Consider the following 14,221-nt stretch of genomic DNA (forward strand, 5'->3'; position numbering starts at 1 on the left):
TCCGAAGCGCTACCGTCCCTCTCCTCGGGTGAATGTCCGAGGAGAGGGACGCGTTTCTGCCGCAATTCGGGTGCAGCCAGGTCCGCCGGCTGATCACCCCTGCGCCGCGACAGACGTCGACGCGGGAAGGGTGGGGCCGTGCCCAAGCGGACCGGGAACGCTTCGGTGGCGCTCGAGCCTGCCCAGCGGAAGGCCGTCACACTGGACGGCGTGACGCTCCCCGACACCCCGTGCCTGCTGTGCGATTCCAAGGGTGTCGTCATGCAGGCGAACGCCTCCGCCGTGGAGCTGGCGCGGGCGGAGTCATCGGACGTCCTGGTCGGCAAGCGGCTCAGCCAGCTCCTGCTCGGCGACCAGTCGGACCTCCGGCTGCACCGGTCGACCGGTGCCCCGCTCCCGGTGCGCGTCGTGCGCAACCCCGTCCCCGGCACGGGCCTCCAGGCCGTGCTCCTGGTGGACGTCTCCGACCTGGCCTCCGTCGCCGACGCCCTGCGCGACGAGCAGCGCAGGCTGCGCACGGTGCAGCGGGTCGCGGGGATCGGGTCCTGGGAGTACGACCCGGCCACGGGCGTGACCGTGTGGTCGGACTCCCACTACGAGCTGCTCGGGCTCGAACCGGGCACGGTCGTGCCGGGCGCGCAGGCCGTGCTGGACGTCGTGCACCCGGACGACTACGAGATGGTCGCCAGCTACTGGACCAACCGGGAGCTGTCCGGCGACGCCATAGACGTCGAGTACCGGATCATCCGCCCGGACGGCGAGCTGCGGCGCATCCGCGGCGTCGCCGAGGCGAAGATGGCCGCGGACGGCAGCGCCCAGCTGATCACCGGCTACATCATGGACATGACCGCGCAGTGGCGGGCCGACCAGGAGCTGGCGCTCGAACGCCGCCGCCTGCTGGACGCCCAGCGGATCGCCCGCATCGGCAGCTGGGCCTTCGAGGTCGACACCGCGGCGATGCACCGCAGCGAGGTCCTCGTCGAGATGTACGACGAGATCGAGTACGAGCCGGGCGCCAAGCTGATCGACGGCGTGCACCCCGACGACCTCGGCCTGATGGACGAGCTGCGGGACAAGCTGCTCAGCGCCGTGGACGAGTCGACCGTCGAGGTCGAGGTGCGCAGCAAGCACAACGACAAGGTCTTCATCTGCCGCGCGCGCCCGGAGTTCGGGCCGGGCGGCCAGGTCGAGCGCCTGCACGGCACCGTCCAGGACGTCACCGAGGCCAGGCTGCTGGAGCGGCAGCTCCGCGAGGACCGGCGCAGGCTCGCCGACGCGCAGGCCGCCGCCAAGCTCGGCGTCTGGGAGTGGGACCTCCAGTCCGACGACACGGTGTGGTCGGACATGCTGACGGAGCTGTTCGGCGTGCCCCGCGACGAGCGGACGAGCTACCAGACCTACCTCGACCTGGTGCACCCCGACGACCGCGTCTGGGTGGACGAGCTGTGGCAGCAGCTGGTCGCCGACAAGTCGCCGGTGCAGTGCGAGCACCGGATCGTGCGGCGCGACGGCAAGGTCAGGGTGTTCCGCGCCCACGGCGTCGTCGTCGAGGGCCAGCCCGGCGACCGGCCGCGCGCGGTCGGCACGGCGCAGGACATCACCGAGCAGCGCGCCGCCGAGACGCGGATGAAGCGGTCCAGCCAGCGGTTCGCGGACCTCGTGTCGCTCACCCCGGTCGGCATCGGCCTGTTCGACGAGGCCGAGCGGCTGGTCGACGCGAACGACGCCCTGTGCGACCTGCTCGGCATGGAGCTGGAGGAGCTGCGCGGCGTGACCGCCGAGCAGATGACCCACCCGGACGACAACCCGTCGCGGCTCCAGTCGGTCGGCCGGATGACGGCGCTGGGCGCGGACCGCACCCACAAGATCCCGCAGCGCATCCTGATCCGCCCGGACGGCGAGCGGGTGTACTGCGAGCTGCACATCGCGCTGTCCGTGCAGGACGACGGCCGCCGGTTCTGGCTGATCGTGTTCCAGGACATCACCGAGCGCCGCCGCACGGCCGAGGCCCTGCGCCACCAGGCGACGCACGACGAGCTGACCGGCCTGCCGAACCGGGCGCTGGTCAAGGAGATCCTGGGCGAGCTGCTGGACGGCCCGGACCGCTCCAAGGTCGCGGTGCTGTTCTGCGACATCGACAACTTCAAGCGGGTCAACGACTCGCTGGGCCACGACGCGGGCGACGAGCTGCTGGTCGCGCTGGCGCGGAGGCTGGAGGACGGGCTGCCCGAGGGCTGCACGGCCGCCAGGCTGTCCGGCGACGAGTACGTGATCATCTGCGCCGACCTGGAGCAGGCGGGCGGGGTGGACGTGCTGGCCACCAAGGTCGCGGGCCTGCTGCGGACCGCCGTCCCGGTGCACGGCCAGCTCGTCCGGGTGTCCGCGTCGATCGGCGCCTCGGTGCCCAACGGCGCCCGCACGACCGGTGCCGACCTGCTGCGCTTCGCGGACGCGGCCATGTTCGAGGCCAAGAGGCGGGGCGCGGGCCGGGTGTCGCTGGCCAGCGCCGCGCTGATCGCCTCGGCCGACCGCCAGGTCCACCTGGAGGGCCAGCTCCGCGACGCGCTGGCCAACGACGAGCTCCAGCTCCACTACCAGCCCGTCGTCGGTGTCGACGGCACGGTCATCACGGCGGAGGCGCTGGTGCGCTGGCCGCACCCGGACCGGGGGCTGCTGCCGCCGGACGTGTTCCTGCCGGTCGCCGAGCAGGGCGACCTGATGCGCGACCTGGACCGGTGGGTGCTGCGGACCGCGCTGCGCGAGGCGTCGACGTGGCCGACCCACAACGGCAGGACCGTGTCCATCGCCGTCAACCTGTCCGGGCTCGTGCCCGGTGACGCGGAGTTCGTCGACATCGTCGCGGACACCATCGCCGAGGCCGGGATCCCGTGGAACCGGGTCGTGCTGGAGCTGGTCGAGACCGCGCTGGTCGACCTGCCGTCACGGGTGCGCCAGTCGATGGACGAGCTGGTGCAGCGCGGCGTGCAGTTCGCCGTGGACGACTTCGGCACCGGCTACTCGTCGCTGGCCCGCCTCAAGGACCTGCCCGCGCAGATCATCAAGGTGGACCGCCGGTTCGTCTCCGGGGTCGGCAACGACTCCTCGGACTTCGCCGTCGCGCGGGCCGTCGTCGACATGGCGCGGGCGATGGGCCGCAAGTGCGTCGCCGAGGGCGTCGAGACCGCGACCCAGTTCCACGTGCTGCGCGGCGTCGGCGTGGACGCCTACCAGGGCTGGCTGTTCTCCCGCCCGGTGGCGGCCAAGGAGTTCCGGGCCGTGCTCGCGCTCGGCCCGCTGCACGTCCCGCGCGCGGGTTAGCCCTCGACCGACGCCTCGACCAGCGGCAGCAGCGCGGCGATCCGGTGCCGCGGCAGGTCGACCAGCCGCACGTCCAGGTCGGGGTGCTCGCCGACGGCGGCGTCGATGCGCTCGCGCGCCGCGCGCTTGGTCAGCTCCCCGCGGGACGCGGTGATCAGCGCCTCGCGCCACACGTTGCCGAGCTTGCCGTGCGCGCGCAGCAGGACCTCGCGGACGACGAGCTTGCCGGGGCTCAGCTCACCCGCCAGAACCTGCTCCGCCACCACGACCGTGTGCTTGTTGTCCGGGGTGCCGCGGAGGAACCGGAGCCGGAAACGGCTGTCCACCAACGACGTCAGCTCGCGCTGGCCCTTCTCGCTCGACACGTTGGGGTGATTGTTGGGCACCAGCGCCGCCAGCCGCGCGGGGACGCTGGCGAGCAGCGTGCGCAGCAGCCACGGACCGGGGTCGCCGGTCAGGTCGACGGCGAGCGAGGCCGCGCCCCTGCCGATCGGCTCGTACCAGCCCGGCTTGCGGGGCTTCGGCGGCGGCGAGGACTCCGGGCGCGGCGCGAGGTCGGACAGCACCTCCAGCGCCTCCCGGCTGGGGCCCGCGCCCTCCAAGGACTGGGGTCCGTGGGTGTAGATGCCGGTCCGGCCGGACGAGCCCGAGCCCTTGCGGGACGTGGGGCGGCAGACGTAGAGGTCGGCGGCGCTGCCGATGGCCTGGGCGCCGTCGAAGCGGTGGAACGCGGGCAGGATCGCCTCGAACACCAGCCCGAGCCGTTGCAGCTCCTGCTGCACCTTCAGGCCGAGCGCGGGCGTGCGGTCGCTGAACCCGTACGCCAGCAGCACCCGGCCGAGGGCCGGGTCGGCGAGGCAGTCGATCGCGCGGCCCGCGAACAGGCCCATCCCCTCCGGCGTGTACGGCGGGTCGCTGAACACCAGGTCCGCCGACTCCAGCACCGACGGCGGCAGCCCGAACCGGAAGTCGGCGTGCAGGCAGCGGACGTTCCAGCCGCGCTCGGTCGCGAGGGCGTCGACGAACTCCAGCAGCCGGTCGTCCACGTCCACCACGGTGACCTCGACGTCCGGGTTCACCGCGCACACCGCCAGCGAGGTGAGGTCGTGGTCGCCGAGGCAGAGCAGCCTGCGCCCGCCCAGGTCGTACGTCGAGTCCAGCCACAGCGCCCGCTTCAGCGCCGTGTCGGCCGTGGCCTGCACGTGGTCGAGCGAGGTCAGCGGCGCGGGCACGCTGGCGATGTCCGCGAGGATCGACCGCAGGGTGTCGGTGTGCCGCGACACCAGGGTGTTCACCGGGTCCGCGAGGCCCTCGTCCACCCCGAACGCCTCGGCGTACGCCGAGGCCCGGTACGGGGCGAGCCGGTACCGGTCGCCCTGCGTCTCCAGGTCCTCCTCGGCGGCGGCCAGCAGCTCCTGCACCGTGCGCCGCGGCACCGCGGGAAGCCGCACCAGTTCGGCGAGGGTGTGCCAGTCCCGACCGAGCAGCGTCAGCACCGGGCGCAGCCTGCGCGCGTGCACCCCCCGTTCGGCCAGGAGGGCTCGTACTCGGTCGATCGGCTCGTTGGTACCCACAACCGGAGCAGAGTAGTGAGTGCGTTCCGGAAGGTTACGAGGAGGAGACGTCTGGCCTTCCACGCCTTGGAACGGCCTGCCGATGTCAGCCGTTCGGGCTAGGGTCGATTCTCCTGAACTTCGCTTTGTGTGAGAGCGGCCGACTGGCGGCCGTCCCTACCGGAGGGGTCTCGTGTGATCGAGTTCCGAGCCGTGACCAAGCGGTTCGACGACGGGACGATCGCCGTGAACAGCCTGGACCTGACGGTCGAAGCCGGCACGATCACCGTCTTCGTCGGACCGTCGGGCTGTGGCAAGACGACGTCGTTGCGCATGGTCAACCGCATGATCGACCCCACGTCCGGCACGATCCTGGTGGACGGGAAGGACGTGCTGTCCGTCGATCCACCGACGTTGCGCCGGGGGATCGGGTACGTCATCCAGCAGGCCGGGTTGTTCCCGCACCGCACCGTGCTGGACAACGTCGCCACGGTGCCGCTGCTGATGGGGTGGAGCAAGAACAAGGCCCGGAGCCGCGCCGCGGAGCTGCTGGAGCTGGTGGGACTGCCCGCCGAACTCGGCAGGCGGTACCCGGTGCAGCTCTCGGGCGGCCAGCAGCAGCGGGTCGGCGTGGCGCGGGCGCTGGCCGCCGACCCGCCGGTGCTGCTGATGGACGAACCGTTCAGCGCGGTCGACCCCGTGGTCCGGGAGGGGTTGCAGGACGAGCTGCTGCGCCTCCAGGCGGAACTGGACAAGACCATCGTGTTCGTCACGCACGACATCGACGAGGCCGTCCGCATCGGCGAGAAGGTCGCGGTGTTCCGCGAGGGCGGCATCCTGGCCCAGTACGACCAGCCCGCCGAGCTGCTCGCGCGGCCGGCGGACGACTTCGTCGCGCACTTCGTCGGCAAGGACCGGGGCTACCGCAGCCTGTCCTTCGTGGACGCGTCCGGTGTGGAGGTCGGCGCGGTGCCGACGGTCGTCGTCGGCGAACCGGTCGACGCCGCGCCCGCGTGGCGCCTCGCCGTGGACGAGCGGAAGCAGCCGCGCGGCTGGCTCCCGCCGGAGGCCACTGTGGACGGTGCGTTGACGGAGGACGTGCTGAAGCCCGGCGGCTCCCTGTTCGAGGTGGGGCAGTCGGTCCGCGGCGCGCTGGACGCGGCGCTGTCGTCGCCGTCCGGCCTCGGCGTGGCCGTCGACCCCGAGGGCGCGGCCGTCGGCGTGGTGACGGCGACCCAGGTGCTCGCGGTGATCGAGGGCCACCGCGAGAGCAGGGGCTGACCGTGGGCGACCTCGGCAAGTACCTCGGCGACGCGGGCACCCGCGGGCTGATCTGGGACATGCTGCTGGAGCACGTGTACCTGTCGCTGCTGCCGCTGGTGATCTCCGTCCTGCTGGCCGTCGTGCTCGGGTGGGTGTGCCACCGCTACGGCTGGTTCCGCGGCGCGCTGCTCGGCACCGCGAACATCGTGTACACGGTGCCGTCGCTGGCGCTGTTCGCGATCATCCCGGCGGTGATCGGCACCCAGGTGCTGGACATCAACAACGTGGTCATCGCGCTGACGGTCTACACGACGGCGCTGCTGACCCGCCCGGTCAGCGACGCGCTCGACGCCGTGCCCGCCCACGTCACCGCCGCCGCGACGGCGATGGGGTTCCGGCCGCTGCGCCGGTTCCTGACCGTCGAGCTGCCGCTCGCGGTGCCGGTGCTGTTCGCCGGGCTGCGGGTCGGGTCGGTCAGCAACATCAGCCTGGTCAGCGTGGGTGCCCTCATCGGCACCGGCGGGCTGGGCGTGCTGTTCACCGACGGCTTCCGCAGCCGCTACCTCGCGCCGATCGTCGTCGGCATCGTGCTGACGCTGCTGCTCGCGCTGCTGGTCGACGTGCTGCTCGTGGCGCTGCGCCAGTGGCTCACGCCGTGGAACAACCTGCGGGGGGTGAAGCCGTGATCTTCGCCGACGCCCTCGCGTGGCTGTTCGACCCGGTCAACTGGAGCGGGTCCAAGGGGATCCCGGTGCGCATCGGCGTGCACCTGCTGTACTGCCTGGGCGCCGTGCTCGGCGCGAGCGCCATCGCCGTGCCGCTGGGCCTGTTCGTCGGCCACACCGGCCGCGGCGGGACGTTCCTGGTCGGCGGCAGCAACGCGCTGCGCGCGCTGCCGACGCTGGGCCTGGTCACGTTCCTGTACCTGATCGCCGGTGGCGGAACAGGTCCCGTCCTGGTCGCGTTGATCGTCCTCGCCGTCCCGCCGATCCTGGCGGGGACCTACGCGGGCATCCAGGACGTCGACCGCGGCGTCGTGGACGCGGCCCGCGGCATGGGGATGACCGGCGGCCAGGTGCTGTGGCGGGTGGAGCTGCCCAACGCCCTCCCGCTGCTCATCGGCGGGCTGCGCAACGCGACCCTCCAGGTCGTGGCGACCGCGTCGGTCGCCGCGTACGTCGGGATCGAGACCCTCGGCCGTCCGCTGCTGGACGGCCTGCGCGTGCTGGACTACGGCCAGTTCGTCGGCGGCGCCGTGCTCATCGCGCTGGTCGCCGTCGCGCTCGACCTGCTGCTCGCGGGCGGGCAGAAGGTCGTCGTCCCCCGCGGCCTGCGGTTGACGGGCCAGCCGACCGGCCCGAAGAAGGGCAAACGCTCGCAGAAGCTGGTGGCAACCGCCGCTCAGCCTGATTCAGGAGGAAGCACGGCATGAAGCGCTCCTTGGCCGTGGTCGTCGCGGCGGCCGCACTGCTCGCGTCGGCCTGCGGTTCGGCGGAAGACCTCAGCGGCAGCGGACAGCAGGCCGCCTCGGGTGAGGTCGTCGTCGGCTCGGCCGACTTCACCGAGAACAAGATCCTCGCGGAGGTCTACGCGGGCGCGTTGAAGACCGCGGGGCTGAAGGCCACCGTGAAGTCGGGCATCGGCGCTCGCGAACTGGTCGTGAAGGCGTTGCAGGACAAGTCCTTGGGCGTCGTGCCCGAGTACACCGGCAACCTGCTCAACTACTTCGACAAGACGAACGCCACCACCACCGCCGAGGACGTGTACTCGGCGCTCAAGTCCAAGACCCCGTCCGGGCTGTCCGTGTTGGACAAGTCCGCCGCGGAGGACAAGGACGTGCTCGTGGTGACGAAGGCGACCGCGGACGCCGGCGTGAAGTCCGTCGCGGACCTCGCCGGGAAGCCGGACTTCGTGCTCGGCGCGGCCGGCGAGTGGGCCCAGCGCTGGGAAGCGAAGATCAACGAGGTCTACGGCGTGAAGTTCAAGGAGATCAAGACCACCGACGCCGGTGGCCCGGTCACCGTGGACGCGCTGAAGGGCGGCACCGTCCAGGTCGCCAACCTCTACACGACGTCCGCCGACATCAAGGCGAACGACTTCGTCGAGCTGGCCGACCCGAAGAACATGTACCCGGCGCAGAACGTCGTGCCGCTGCTGCGGTCCGACGCGCTGGACGACAAGGGCAAGGCGGCGCTGAACAAGGTGTCCGCCGCGCTCACCACGGAGAAGCTGGCCGAACTGGTCAAGCGCGTGGACGTCGACAAGGAGACGATCGCGAACGTCGCGGCCGACTTCCTGTCGAAGGAGAAGATCTGACGCTCCAGCTCGCGGAAGGGGCCGTCCCGATCGGGGCGGCCCCTTCCTTCACCTCACCGGACGGCCTCCGATGCGCGTGGTGAGCTCCTCGGCGGCGAGTCGCGCGTCCTCGGCGAGTTCGGGCCACGTTTCGCCGCACTCGGCGTCGCACACGTGGCGGAAGGTCACGGTGATGGCCGCGATGGGGCGTTCGCCGTGGTCGAAGACCGGAGCGGCGACGGAGGCGAAGCCCTCGGTCACGTAGCCGTCCTCGACCGACCAGCCCTGGCGGCGTTCGGTGCCCAGCACGGCGCGCAGCGCGGGCAGGCTGTGCGGGCCGCGGCCGGTGCGGTCCACGAAGCTCGCGGCGGTCGGGAACAGCGCCCGCACCTGGGCCGCGGGCAGCCTGGCGAGCATCGCCCGACCGGAGGCGGTCAGGTGCGCGGGGAGGCGGACACCGACGTCGGACACGATCGACTGCGGCTGCCTCGGCTGCTCCCGCACCAGGTAGAGGGCTTCGGCGCCGTGCAGGACACCCAGGTGGGCCGTCCGCTCGACGCGGTCGACGAGCCTGCGCAGCACCGGCCTCGCCAGCCGTTCGAGCGGGTCGTGGCGGAGGTAGGCCGAGCCGAGTTCGAACGACGCCACCCCGAGGCCGTACAGGCGCTCCTCGGGGAAGTGCGTGGCGAAGCCCGCCTCGGTCAGCTCGGACAGCAGGTGGTAGGTCGTGGACCTCGGCAACGCCAGTTCACGGGCGACGGCCGTCGCCGACACCGGGCCCGGTCTGCCCGCGAGGAACTGCAGAACGGCCAGCCCGCGGCGCAGCGCGGGCACGTCGCTGCTGATTCCCATGCGACCGAGGCTAGTTGGTCTTTTCCGTCCCGGGTGGGCGAAGTGGTGCCGCGGGACGTGGACCGCCACTCCCTCTCCGACCGTGCGCCGCTTCGCCGTTCCGAGAGGGTGGTGCTCGTCCCTCCCGGTCTTCTCCGCACGCCGCCATCAGCGGGAGGAGGTGGCTCCTCCTCGGCAGGCGGAGTGGTCCGGGAACGTCTCGCGGATCGCGCGGTCGATCGACCGCGGCGTTCCGCGCTTCACGAACAGCTCCCGCAGCATCAGATCGGCCATCCCGGCCGGGTTCATGCCGGACTGCTTGCCCGTCAGGTTCTGGACCAGCCCGGTGAGGGTCATGGCGCCGCGCACCGCCCCGGCGGGGAGGTCGTGGACCTTGCGGGAGTGACCGGCCGCGATGGCGATGCGGCTGATCAGGTCCTTCCACGTCAGGTTCTCGTCCACCACCGGGATGTCCTCGCCGGACGCCTCCTCCAGCGCCAGCACGGCGGCGTCCGCCACGCTGGTGGCGGTCGTCGCGGCGCTGCCGCCGGGCGGGACCAGCAGCGGCGAGCGCGACCGGACCCACCTGTCCAGGCCGCCCGACCAGTTCGGCAGCCTGCCCTCCGCGCGGCCGAACACGAACGGCAGTTCCAGCACGGCCACGGGCAGGTTCGGGCCCGCCGCCTCGCGGCCCGCCCGCGCCTGCTCGACCCGGCTGCGGACGTACGGGTGCGTGACCGCCAGCTCCCACTCGGGGTGCGAGCGGTCGAAGTGCGTGTAGTACGAGCCGAGCACGACCGCCCTGGTGGCGCCCGCCTTCCTGGCCGCCTCCATCAGCTTCACCACCGGTACCACGTTGCCCGCGTGGAACACCGGGTACGACGGCCTGCGCGGGATCCGCCGGTCGTCCCTGCCCGCGGCGAAGACGACGCCGTCGTGGCCCGCGAGCAGGGACGCAAGGTCGGCCTCGGTGACCTCGGTCGCGTCGAACGTCCTGTCGATCCCCGGCCGCGCGGTGCGGGCGACGGCGGTCACCTCGTGCCGCCGTTCCCGCAACCGCTCCACGACGTGCTGCCCGACCAACCCGCTCGCACCCACCACCAGGACCCTCATGGGAACGATCATGCCGGACGTCAGAGCCGGCCGAGGATGGTCGGGTCGGTCGTCCCGGTGTCCTCGGCAGGCAGCACGGCCTTGCTGAGGGTGATCGCCATCGTGCGGTCGCCCTCGAACGGCAGGTAGGTCTCGGTCCTCTCCGCCTTCGGCACGGTGCACAGGTACCGGTTGTGCGGCTCGATCATGGTGTTGCCGGAGCCGAGGTGGATCTTGTACGTGCGGCGGTCGCCCTTCACGTGCGGGAACCTGTCCTCGATCGTGCACCGCCCGCCGACCGCGCTCCCACCCCCGCTCCGGCGCCGGCGGCCCCGCGCCTGCCGCGACGGCGAGGGTGGCCGGTTGTCCGCCACCCCGGACGGCGGGGGACCACGTTCCTGCGGCGACCCGACCCGGCGGACGACGTCCTGGTCGAGGTGCTCGACAGCCGGTGGGAGGGCACGCGCCACGCCGCGGCGCTGGGTTCGCGGAAGCCCTTCGTCGACGGCGAGCCCGTGGAGGTCCGCGGGCCGCGGGGGATCGCCGGAGACCACGGCCTGGCCGCCCAGGTGGACCCCGGTGGCTCGGCGTCCAGCCCGTGGCGGGCACGGCCGACGTGATCCCCGTGGAGCGGCTGGTCGCCATCGCGAACGCCGCACGGGTCGACCCGCACCCGGACATGTCCTGGCCGGGCGAGCGCTGAACCGGTGCTGTCTGGGATACCAGACAAAGTCGTGCCCTCCGGGGTCGTGGAAACGGCCTCGGGGGGTTGTGATGTGCACATGGTGCAACCCGTGCAGCTGGGTCCGAAGCCGCTGACCCGCGAGGACGTGCAGGCCGTCGCCCGAGGCGGCGTGCCGGTGGAGATCCCGGAGGCCACCAGGGAGCTGGTGGCCTCGGCGAGGGCGCACATCGAGCGGCTCGCCACCGCGGAGCAGCCGACCTACGGCGTGTCGACGGGGTTCGGGGCGCTCGCGGTCCGGCACATCCCGCCGGACCGGCGGACGGCGTTGCAGCGGTCGCTGATCCGCTCGCACGCGGCCGGGGCCGGGCCGGAGGTGGAGCGGGAGGTCGTCCGCGCGCTCCAGCTGCTGCGGCTGCGGACCCTGTCGACGGGCCACACGGGCGTGCGGCCCGAGACGGTCGACGCGATGGCGGCGATGCTGAACGCGGGCATCACGCCGGTCGTGCACGAGTACGGCTCGCTGGGCTGCTCCGGCGACCTGGCGCCGCTGTCGGCCGCCGCCCTCGCGCTCATGGGCGAGGGGATGGTGCGCGACGCGTCGGGCGAACTGGTCGAGGCGGGCGTCGCGCTGCGCGCGGCCGGGATCGAGCCCGTCGTGCTGGCCGAGAAGGAGGGCCTGGCGCTGATCAACGGCACCGACGGCATGCTCGGCATGCTGGTGCTCGCCATCAGCGACCTGCACGCCCTGCTGGACCTGGCCGACCTCACGGCCGCGATGAGCGTCGAGGCGCTGCTGGGCACCGACCGGGTGTTCGCCGCCGACCTGCACGCCCTGCGCCCGCACCCCGGCCAGTCCGCGTCCGCCGCCCGGATCGCCGGGCTGCTGCGGGGCTCGGAGATCATGGAGAGCCACCGCGGCCCCGACTGCACCCGCGTGCAGGACGCGTACTCGCTGCGCTGCTCCCCGCAGGTGCACGGCGCCGCCCGCGACACCGTCGCCTACGCCGAGGTGGTCGCCGACCGCGAACTCGCGAGCGTGATCGACAACCCGGTGGTGCTGGCCGACGGCCGGGTGGAGTCGAACGGCAACTTCCACGGCGCCCCGATCGCCTACGTGCTGGACTTCCTGGCCATCCCGGTCGCGGACGTCGCCAGCATCGCCGAGCGCCGCACCGACCGGATGCTCGACGTGAACCGGTCGCACGGGCTGCCGCCGTTCCTCGCCGACGACCCCGGCGTCGACTCCGGCCACATGATCGCCCAGTACACGCAGGCCGCGATCGTGTCCGAGCTGAAGCGCCTGGCCGTGCCCGCCTCCGTCGACTCCATCCCGAGTTCGGCGATGCAGGAGGACCACGTGTCCATGGGCTGGTCCGCCGCCCGCAAGCTGCGCAAGGCCGTCGACGGGCTGACCACCGTGCTGGCCGTCGAACTCCTGACCGCCGCCCGCGCGCTGGACCTGCGCGCACCGCTCAAACCCGCGCCCGCCACCGCGGCGGCCGTGGCGAAGCTCCGCGAGACCGTCGCGGGCCCGGGCCCGGACCGGCACCTCGCCCCCGAAATCGCGGCCGCCGAGGCCCTGATCCGAAGTGGAGCCCTCCGTTGACCTCCGAGATTCGTGCCAAGCGCGGTCTGGACCTGACCGCCAGGAGCTGGTCCACCGAGGCCGCTCTGCGCATGTTCCACAACAACCTCGACCCCGACGTGGCCGAGCGCCCCGAGGACCTCGTGGTCTACGGCGGCACCGGCAAGGCCGCCCGCGACTGGCCGAGCTTCCACGCCATCACCCGCGAGCTGGAGAACCTGGCCGACGACGAGACGCTGCTGGTGCAGTCGGGCCGCCCGGTCGGCGTCCTGCGCACCCACGAGTGGGCGCCGCGCGTGCTCATCGCCAACTCGAACCTGGTGCCGGACTGGGCGAACTGGCCCGAGTTCCGCAGGCTCGAAGCCGCGGGCCTGACCATGTACGGCCAGATGACCGCCGGGTCGTGGATCTACATCGGCACCCAGGGCATCCTCCAGGGCACCTACGAGACGTTCGGCGCCGTGGCGGACAAGCGCTTCGGCGGCACGCTGCGCGGCACCCTCACGGTCACCGCGGGCCTCGGCGGCATGGGCGGCGCGCAGCCCCTCGCGGTCACGATGAACGAGGGCGTGGCCCTCTGCGTCGACGTCGACCCGCACCGCGTCCAGCGCCGGGTGGAGACCCGGTACCTGGACGAGGTCGCCGACGACCTGGACGACGCCGTCGCCCGCGTGCTCGCGGCCAAGGCCTCCGGCACCCCGCTGTCCGTCGGTGTCGTCGGCAACGCGGCCGAGGTGCTGCCGGAGCTGCTGCGCCGCGGCGTGGACGTGGACGTCGTCACCGACCAGACCTCCGCGCACGACCCGCTGGCGTACCTGCCCGCCGGGGTCGCGCTGGAGGACTGGCAGGACTACGCGGCCACCAAGCCGGAGGAGTTCACCGAGCGCGCCCGCGCGTCGATGGCCGCGCACGTCGAGGCCATGGTCGGGTTCCTCGACCGCGGCGCCGAGGTGTTCGACTACGGCAACTCGATCCGCGGCGAGGCCAAGCTCGGCGGGTTCGAGCGGGCGTTCGACTTCCCCGGTTTCGTCCCCGCCTACATCCGCCCGCTGTTCTGCGAGGGCAAGGGCCCGTTCCGCTGGGCCGCGCTGTCCGGAGACCCGGCCGACATCGCCAAGACCGACAGGGCGATCCTGGAGCTGTTCCCGGAGAACGAGAAGCTCGCCCGGTGGATCACGATGGCCGGTGAGCGCGTGGAGTTCCAGGGCCTGCCCGCCCGGATCTGCTGGCTCGGCTACGGCGAACGCCACCTCGCGGGCCTGAAGTTCAACGAGATGGTCGCGAGCGGCGAGCTGTCCGCGCCGGTCGTGATCGGCCGGGACCACCTCGACTGCGGTTCGGTCGCCTCCCCGTACCGGGAGACCGAGGCGAGGGCCGACGGCTCCGACGCGATCGCCGACTGGCCGCTGCTCAACGCGATGATCAACACGGCGTCGGGGGCGAGCTGGGTGTCGATCCACCACGGCGGCGGTGTCGGCATCGGCCGCTCGATTCACGCCGGTCAGGTCACGGTGGCCGACGGGACGGAGCTGGCGGCGCAGAAGATCGAGCGCGTGCTGACCAACGACCCCGGCACGGGCGTGCTGCGGCACGTCGACG

General features: G+C 72.5%; 12 protein-coding genes. 8 read left to right on the forward strand and 4 right to left on the reverse strand.

Going from position 1 to position 14,221, the window contains the following annotated elements:
• Nucleotides 1-138: 138 nt before the first annotated feature.
• Nucleotides 139-3,318 carry a sensor domain-containing protein gene (locus tag VFZ92_RS30955; protein WP_330879607.1) on the forward strand — a complete coding sequence of 1,060 codons (3,180 nt, stop codon included), beginning with the start codon at nt 139-141 and terminating at the stop codon, nt 3,316-3,318.
• Here VFZ92_RS30955 and VFZ92_RS30960 read toward each other — a convergent pair.
• Nucleotides 3,315-4,892, reverse strand: coding sequence for a bis-aminopropyl spermidine synthase family protein (locus VFZ92_RS30960; protein WP_330879608.1), 1,578 nt, complete (start codon nt 4,890-4,892; stop codon nt 3,315-3,317). The genes VFZ92_RS30955 and VFZ92_RS30960 overlap by 4 nt on opposite strands.
• A gap of 174 nt (nt 4,893-5,066) precedes the next feature.
• Between VFZ92_RS30960 and VFZ92_RS30965 the strand changes: the two genes are divergently transcribed.
• The 4 genes from VFZ92_RS30965 to VFZ92_RS30980 are packed head-to-tail and all read left to right on the forward strand — an operon-like array spanning nt 5,067 to nt 8,450.
• Nucleotides 5,067-6,152 carry an ABC transporter ATP-binding protein gene (locus tag VFZ92_RS30965; RefSeq protein WP_330879609.1) on the forward strand — a complete coding sequence of 362 codons (1,086 nt, stop codon included), beginning with the start codon at nt 5,067-5,069 and terminating at the stop codon, nt 6,150-6,152.
• Nucleotides 6,153-6,211: 59 nt separating this feature from the next.
• Entirely contained in the window at nt 6,212-6,820 is a 609-nt protein-coding gene (locus VFZ92_RS30970; RefSeq protein WP_414720071.1) for an ABC transporter permease, read from the forward strand.
• Nucleotides 6,820-7,566 (forward strand): ABC transporter permease, encoded by a 747-nt coding sequence (locus VFZ92_RS30975; protein WP_414720072.1) that lies wholly within the window; start codon nt 6,820-6,822, stop codon nt 7,564-7,566. The genes VFZ92_RS30970 and VFZ92_RS30975 overlap by 1 nt, the downstream gene beginning before the upstream one ends.
• Nucleotides 7,563-8,450, forward strand: coding sequence for an ABC transporter substrate-binding protein (locus tag VFZ92_RS30980; protein WP_330879612.1), 888 nt, complete (start codon nt 7,563-7,565; stop codon nt 8,448-8,450). The genes VFZ92_RS30975 and VFZ92_RS30980 overlap by 4 nt, the downstream gene beginning before the upstream one ends.
• Nucleotides 8,451-8,498: 48 nt before the next feature.
• On the opposite strand, the gene VFZ92_RS30985 is transcribed toward VFZ92_RS30980, so the two are convergent.
• The 3 genes from VFZ92_RS30985 to VFZ92_RS30995 all read right to left on the reverse strand — a co-directional run bounded on the left by VFZ92_RS30985 (nt 8,499) and on the right by VFZ92_RS30995 (nt 10,612).
• Nucleotides 8,499-9,281 carry an IclR family transcriptional regulator gene (locus VFZ92_RS30985; RefSeq protein ID WP_330879613.1) on the reverse strand — a complete coding sequence of 261 codons (783 nt, stop codon included), beginning with the start codon at nt 9,279-9,281 and terminating at the stop codon, nt 8,499-8,501.
• A 147-nt stretch (nt 9,282-9,428) separates the two neighbouring features.
• Nucleotides 9,429-10,373 carry an NAD-dependent epimerase/dehydratase family protein gene (locus VFZ92_RS30990; protein WP_330879614.1) on the reverse strand — a complete coding sequence of 315 codons (945 nt, stop codon included), beginning with the start codon at nt 10,371-10,373 and terminating at the stop codon, nt 9,429-9,431.
• 20 nt (nt 10,374-10,393) lie between these two features.
• Entirely contained in the window at nt 10,394-10,612 is a 219-nt protein-coding gene (locus VFZ92_RS30995; protein WP_330879615.1) for a hypothetical protein, read from the reverse strand.
• A 177-nt stretch (nt 10,613-10,789) separates the two neighbouring features.
• On the opposite strand from VFZ92_RS30995, the gene VFZ92_RS31000 reads away from it, so the two are divergent.
• From VFZ92_RS31000 to hutU, 3 genes are all read left to right on the forward strand, one after another.
• Complete coding sequence (locus VFZ92_RS31000) at nt 10,790-10,972, forward strand: hypothetical protein (RefSeq protein ID WP_330879616.1); 183 nt, start codon at nt 10,790-10,792, stop codon at nt 10,970-10,972.
• Between the two features lie 162 nt (nt 10,973-11,134).
• Nucleotides 11,135-12,643 (forward strand): histidine ammonia-lyase, encoded by a 1,509-nt coding sequence (hutH, locus tag VFZ92_RS31005; RefSeq protein WP_414720070.1) that lies wholly within the window; start codon nt 11,135-11,137, stop codon nt 12,641-12,643.
• A partial coding sequence (gene hutU, locus VFZ92_RS31010) for a urocanate hydratase (protein WP_330879617.1) occupies nt 12,640-14,221 on the forward strand: 1,582 nt, incomplete at its 3' end. The genes hutH and hutU, both read left to right, overlap by 4 nt.

Origin of the sequence: Umezawaea sp. (assembly GCF_036375055.1) — a bacterium.
In the GTDB taxonomy this organism is placed as follows: Bacteria; Actinomycetota; Actinomycetes; order Mycobacteriales; family Pseudonocardiaceae; genus Umezawaea.